General features: G+C 67.4%; 2 protein-coding genes. One reads left to right on the top strand and one right to left on the bottom strand.

Features of this window, described 5'->3' with window-relative positions; genetic code table 11:
* Positions 1-74 precede the first annotated feature (74 nt).
* The gene (locus LQT98_RS23330) at positions 75-851 is read right to left on the bottom strand and encodes an AraC family transcriptional regulator (protein ID WP_231465586.1); all 777 of its coding nucleotides are present in this window, start codon (positions 849-851) and stop codon (positions 75-77) included.
* A gap of 94 nt (positions 852-945) precedes the next feature.
* On the opposite strand from LQT98_RS23330, the gene LQT98_RS23325 reads away from it, so the two are divergent.
* The coding region (locus LQT98_RS23325) for an MFS transporter (protein WP_231465584.1) at positions 946-1,756 on the top strand (811 nt) is incomplete at its 3' end.

Below are 1,756 nucleotides of genomic sequence, written 5' to 3'. Positions count from 1 at the left end.
GACAAGATGTATCTGTCGCCCAAGCAGCGTTTTCATCTGTGGTGGTGAGCCGCCCGCGGAGCGTGAAGCGTTGCTCAGACTGAGCGTTTGAGCTGGCCGGGCGTGAGCCCGGCATGGCGGCGGAACATGGCGATGAAGGCGCTGTCCTGCGCATAGCCCAATTCCGCCGCCACCCGGCTGACGCTTTCCCCCTCGGCCAGCAGCCGGCTGGCCTCCATCATTTTCAATTGCCGCCGCCAGGCGCTGAAGCTGAGTCCGGTCTGTTGCTGGAACAGCCGATTGACGGTGCGCGCGCTGGCGCCGGCCTGGGCGGCCAACTGCTCCAGCGTGGCCTCGTCGCCGGGCTGTTGCAATAGCTGCTCGGCAATGCGCAGTAGCCGCCTATCCTGCGGCAAGGGCAGGCTCAGCGCCTGCTCCGGCGCGCGGCCGGCCTCGTCCAGCAACACCTCCACCAGTCGCTGCCGCGCCGGCTCCAGCGGCGTCAGCGGCCATTCCGCCACCCGCACGATCAACTCGCGCAGCAGCGGGCCGACGGCGATGACCTGCGGCCGTTGCGGCAGCGCGGGGTAGACCGCGGGGTCGAAATACAGGCTGCGATAGGCGAAAGGCTTGCCGGTTTCGGCCTGGTGCCACAGTCCGGAGGGAATCCAGGCCGCCATCGTCGGCGGCAGCACGCAGCGGGTGTGGCCGATGCGGATCTGCAGCACGCCGCTGACCGCGTACATCAGTTGCGCGCGCCGGTGACGGTGCAGGCCGGAGTCATGCGGCGCCGGCGCGTCTATGGCCATGCCGACGATGGGGTCGGCGAGCTGGTCCGGGTCCGGCGCCGTGGCGGGCAGGTAGCGCGGCATCTTGTCCGATTCTCAATGTTTTTTGTCTATTCATCGATAATAGGCGTGCCTTCATCCTCCTACAATCCCTGTTCGTTGTTTTTAGGAGGACAAAATGAAAACCGCGATCCGGGCGGCGCCGCTGGCGCTGCTGATTTTATTGCTGGGTTTTCCGCAATTGAGTGAAACCATTTACGCGCCGGCCTTGACCGAGATCGCCCAGGCTTACCGCGTCAGCGCCGGCCAGGCGCAGTTGACGATGAGCGTGTATTTCCTGGCCTTCGCTTTCGGGGTGGTGTGCTGGGGACGTTGCGCAGATCTATACGGACGGCGGCCGGCCTTGCTGGCGGCCTTGCTGTGTTACGGCGCCGGGGCGGGCTTGGCCTGGCTGAGCCGCGATTTCACCGTGCTGCTGCTAGCCAGGCTATTGCTGGCCTTCGGCGCCAGCGCCGGCTCGGTGGTGGTGCAAACCATGCTGCGCGACCGTTACCAGGGACCGGCGCTGCTGGCGGTGTTCGCCACTGTCAGCGCGGTGCTGTCCTTGTCGCCGGCGCTGGGCCCGCCGCTGGGCGCTTTGCTGGTGGCCGGTTTCGGCCATCTGGGCGTGTTCGCCGCACTGGGCGCGCTGGCCTTGCTGCTGCTGACGCTGTCGTGGCGTTTTGTCGGCGAGACCCGGCCAGTGGACCTGCCGCCGCCGGCCGCCTTGGGCGCGGTGGCGGCCAGCATGGCGCGAGATCCGCGGGTGCTGGCCACGGTATGGCTGGTGGCTGGCTTCAATCTACTGCTGTTCGGCTTTTACACGCTGGCGCCGTTCACGCTGCAATTGCTGGGCATGCCGGCCTGGTTGTTCGGCGTCAGCGGCTTGTTGGTGGCCGTCGGCGGTTTGTTCGGCGGCGCGGTCAACCGCCGGCTGGCGGCGCGCGGCG

Source organism: Chromobacterium aquaticum (assembly GCF_021129195.1).
GTDB lineage: Bacteria > Pseudomonadota > Gammaproteobacteria > Burkholderiales > Chromobacteriaceae > Chromobacterium > Chromobacterium aquaticum.
The sequence above is the reverse complement of the archived record's forward strand: the minus strand, read 5'-3'. Positions and strand labels throughout refer to the sequence as shown.

Coding starts and splice junctions, on each gene's coding strand:
- LQT98_RS23330 (WP_231465586.1), bottom strand. CDS start 851: ATGCCGCGCTACCTGCCCGCCACGGCGCCGGACCCGGACCAGCTCGCC.